3 protein-coding genes and 3 pseudogenes are annotated in these 4,172 nt (G+C 51.1%); 3 read left to right on the top strand and 3 right to left on the bottom strand.

Annotated elements, in window-relative coordinates; all coding sequences use genetic code 11:
• Positions 1-101: 101 nt before the first annotated feature.
• The 3 genes and pseudogenes from BHE85_RS11270 to cmoB all read left to right on the top strand — a co-directional run.
• Positions 102-428: pseudogene (locus BHE85_RS11270) on the top strand (MAPEG family protein); the annotation flags it as partial.
• Between the two features lie 40 nt (positions 429-468).
• Complete coding sequence (cmoA, locus tag BHE85_RS11265) at positions 469-1,212, top strand: carboxy-S-adenosyl-L-methionine synthase CmoA (RefSeq protein ID WP_000019618.1); 744 nt, start codon at positions 469-471, stop codon at positions 1,210-1,212.
• Positions 1,209-2,180, top strand: coding sequence for a tRNA 5-methoxyuridine(34)/uridine 5-oxyacetic acid(34) synthase CmoB (cmoB, locus tag BHE85_RS11260; protein ID WP_000564746.1), 972 nt, complete (start codon positions 1,209-1,211; stop codon positions 2,178-2,180). Before cmoA ends, cmoB begins: the two co-directional genes overlap by 4 nt.
• Before the next feature lie 164 nt (positions 2,181-2,344).
• On the opposite strand, the pseudogene torZ reads toward cmoB, so the two are convergent.
• The 3 genes and pseudogenes from torZ to BHE85_RS11245 all read right to left on the bottom strand — a co-directional run.
• Positions 2,345-3,727 (bottom strand): annotated as a pseudogene (torZ, locus tag BHE85_RS11255) (trimethylamine N-oxide reductase TorZ); the annotation flags it as partial.
• A pseudogene (locus BHE85_RS11250) lies at positions 3,709-3,924 on the bottom strand (NapC/NirT family cytochrome c); the annotation flags it as partial. The pseudogenes torZ and BHE85_RS11250, both read right to left, overlap by 19 nt.
• Positions 3,925-3,938: 14 nt before the next feature.
• On the bottom strand, positions 3,939-4,172 hold a 234-nt coding region (locus tag BHE85_RS11245), incomplete at its 5' end, for an IS1 family transposase (RefSeq protein WP_001393844.1).

The raw sequence follows: 4,172 nt of genomic DNA, 5'->3' as shown, positions 1-4,172 counted from the left end.
CTCTGTGCTAAAATTTCTTTTTTTCATTGGAGCACCTGTGTTGTTCTGAGGTGAGCATATCACCTCTGTTCAGGTGGCCAAATTCAGTGTGCCACTTCAGCTTGCGTTTGCAGTACCGCGTTGCCTATGGTGACGGTGGTTTTAGCGAACTGCAAAGCGCTATTCGCATTCATGGTAACGCGGTGGAATATATTCCCATCGCGATTGTGCTGATGCTGTTTATGGAAATGAATGGCGCAGAAACCTGGATGGTGCATATTTGCGGCATCGTTTTGCTTGCTGGTCGTCTGATGCATTATTACGGTTTTCATCACCGTCTGTTTCGCTGGCGACGTTCCGGCATGAGCGCCACCTGGTGTGCGCTGTTGCTGATGGTGCTGGCGAATCTTTGGTATATGCCCTGGGAGTTGGTTTTCTCCCTGCGTTAGCGCACAATACGCCACTTTCTTTTTCCCGGATTTTTACGTTATGTCTCACCGCGACACGCTATTTTCTGCCCCTATCGCCAGACTGGGCGACTGGACCTTTGATGAACGGGTAGCTGAAGTCTTCCCGGATATGATCCAGCGTTCCGTTCCCGGCTATTCCAATATTATTTCCATGATTAGTATGTTAGCCGAGCGCTTCGTTCAACCTGGTACGCAGGTTTACGATCTGGGTTGTTCTCTGGGCGCGGCGACGCTCTCGGTGCGTCGCAACATTCATCATGATAATTGCAAAATTATTGCCATCGACAACTCCCCGGCGATGATTGAACGCTGCCGTCGTCATATTGACGCCTATAAAGCCCCTACGCCAGTAGACGTCATTGAAGGTGATATTCGCGATATCGCCATTGAAAACGCATCGATGGTGGTGCTGAATTTTACCCTGCAATTCCTGGAACCTTCCGAGCGCCAGGCATTACTGGATAAAATTTATCAAGGACTGAACCCGGGCGGCGCGCTGGTGCTTTCGGAAAAATTCAGTTTCGAAGATGCCAAAGTTGGTGAACTGTTGTTCAACATGCACCACGACTTTAAACGTGCCAACGGTTACAGCGAACTGGAGATCAGCCAGAAGCGCAGCATGCTGGAAAACGTGATGCTGACCGATTCCGTGGAAACCCATAAAGCACGCCTGCATAAAGCCGGTTTTGAGCATAGCGAGCTGTGGTTCCAGTGCTTTAACTTTGGTTCACTGGTGGCATTAAAAGCAGAGGACGCTGCATGATCGACTTTGGTAACTTTTATTCTCTGATTGCCAAAAATCATCTTTCACACTGGCTCGAAACGCTGCCCGCGCAGATTGCTAACTGGCAGCGCGAGCAGCAGCACGGGCTGTTTAAGCAGTGGTCCAACGCGGTGGAATTTCTGCCTGAAATTAAACCGTATCGTCTGGATTTATTGCATAGCGTAACCGCCGAAAGCGAAGAGCCACTGAGCACCGGGCAAATTAAACGCATTGAAACGCTTATGCGGAACCTGATGCCATGGCGCAAAGGGCCGTTCTCACTGTATGGCGTCAACATCGATACCGAATGGCGTTCCGACTGGAAATGGGATCGTGTTCTGCCCCATCTTTCTGATTTAACCGGACGCACCATTCTGGATGTCGGCTGCGGCAGCGGTTATCACATGTGGCGCATGATTGGCGCAGGCGCGCACCTCGCGGTGGGGATCGACCCTACGCAACTGTTTCTGTGCCAGTTTGAAGCGGTGCGTAAACTACTGGGTAACGATCAGCGCGCACATTTGTTACCGTTAGGTATTGAACAGCTTCCGGCACTGAAAGCCTTTGATACCGTCTTTTCGATGGGCGTGCTTTACCATCGCCGTTCGCCGCTGGAGCATCTCTGGCAGTTGAAAGATCAACTGGTGAATGAGGGTGAACTGGTGCTGGAAACGCTGGTTATTGATGGCGATGAGAACACGGTGCTGGTACCAGGCGATCGTTACGCGCAAATGCGTAATGTCTATTTCATCCCTTCCGCGCTGGCGCTGAAAAACTGGCTGAAGAAGTGTGGTTTTGTAGATATCCGCGTTGTGGATGTGTGCGTTACCACTACTGAAGAGCAGCGACGCACTGAATGGATGGTTACCGAATCTCTGTCCGATTTCCTCGACCCACATGATCCGAGTAAGACAGTTGAAGGTTATCCTGCGCCTAAACGCGCGGTGCTGATTGCGCGCAAGCCGTAAAGGTCTGGTATTACTGCCGGATGCAGCGTGAATGCCTTATCCGGCCTACAAACCCTTGCTAATTCAATCTATTGCAGGGACTATGTAGGCCTGATAAGCATAGCGCATCAGGCAGTTTTACGTTTGCATAACCTCAGCGCCCGTTTCCGGGCGCTATTCACTTCTTACGCCTGAACAGCAGGCTTATCAAATGCCGTTAACTTCGGTGCGTTACCCGTATATTTTTCGATATACACCAGCGCAGAGTTACCGGCACAGGCATTTGCCAGCTGCGAGCTGGGGATATCCGCCGTTAACACGTTCGCACTGCCGTTTTTACACAAGCCATTTTCCAGATCTGGCCATGCACCTTCATGCACGCATACCACGCCTTTTTTGATCCCGTCAGTCACCACCGCGCCTGTCAGAATCTGACCACGTTTGTTCCACACACGCACCAGATCACCATTCGCAATACCAAAGCGAGCAGCATCTTCGGTATGAATAGTGATTGGTTCACGATCTGCAACCGCATATTTTTTACGCAGTTCCGCATAGTTAAGCTGACTATGTAAACGGTGTGCCGGATGTGCGGTCAGAAGCTGCAACTGCTTCTCGTCGGCGGTACCCTTCCACTCATCAGGCGCAAGCCAGGTTGGATGTGCCGGGCAATCCTTATAGCCAAATTTTTCCAGCGTTTTGGAGTAAATCTCAATTTTGCCGCTTGGCGTACCCAGCGCATTTTTCACCGGATCGGCGCGGAAATCAGCATAACGAACGTACTGTTCGTTCTTCTCGCTGCGGCGCATTTCGATCAGTTTATTTTGCTGCCAGAAGGCATTAAACATCGGCATAGTCACGCGTTGCGCACGGGCACCTTTCTGAGCGGCATCATAGAAAAATTTCAGCCACGCCATTTCATCTTTACCTTCGGTATAGATCTCTTTTCCGCCAGGTTTCAGTAATTCCGCAAGATCGGCAAACACATCAAAATCGTTTCGCGCTTCAAATTGCGGAGCGACAGCCTGCTTCATCGGCACAATATGCTGGTTGCTGTAATCACCGGTCATCGTCAAGTCATTGCGCTCAAACGATGTGGTGATCGGTAATACGATATCTGCATGTTTAGCAGCTGCGGTCCAGTAGCATTCAGAAACGACGATCATCTCCGGTTTCTGCCATGCTTTAATCAGACGATTAGTATCCTGGTGATGGGTAAAGTTACCGCCACCCGCCCACCAGATCATTTTGATATTCGGATACGTTTGCTCTTTACCGTTATGCTGATATTTGCCGCCAGGATTTTCCAGCGCATCGACGATACGGGCAACAGGAATCGCCCTCATTCCGCCATCATCAGCGGCCTCGCTGGCCTGTCCGGCAATCGCCGCAGACATTTCCGGCAGCACGCCGCCAACACGTGTCGGGTTGCCACCATTGGAGTAATGATAAGAGAAACCAAAACCGCCGCCCGGTGTACCAATCTGCCCTAACACCGCCGCCAGCGTCACCAGCATCCAGTGTTTCTGTTCACCATATTGCTGGCGCTGAATTCCCCAGCCTGCCATTCCCCGTTTAGCGTGAGCGCCTTGATACCTTCTTCACTTAATGTGGCTAGCGCCAGCCGTTGACCTGCCGCCAGGTAGAGCGTGTTTTCACTGCCCTGCATTTGATAACCCTGCAACAGAACGATCGGCTGTTTGCCACTGGCATCAACGACGGTGAGATCGGTACCAGGATTCACGGTAGCCAGCTCGCCTATGCGGTAATGACTCCAACTTACTGATAGTGTTTTATGTTCAGATAATGCCCGATGACCTTGTCATGCAGCTCCACCGATTTTGAGAACGACAGTGACTTCCGTCCCAGCCTTGCCAGATGTTGTCTCAGATTCAGATTATGTCGCTCAATGCGCTGAGTGTAACGCTTGCTGATAACGTGCAGCTTTCCCTTCAGGCGTGATTCATACAGCGGCCAGCCATCCGTCATCCATACCACGACCTCAAAGGCCGA

The sequence above is a fragment of the Shigella sp. FC1567 genome (assembly GCF_001743015.1).
Taxonomy (GTDB): Bacteria; Pseudomonadota; Gammaproteobacteria; order Enterobacterales; family Enterobacteriaceae; genus Escherichia; species Escherichia coli.
This window is presented reverse-complemented; position numbering and strand designations above follow the sequence as displayed.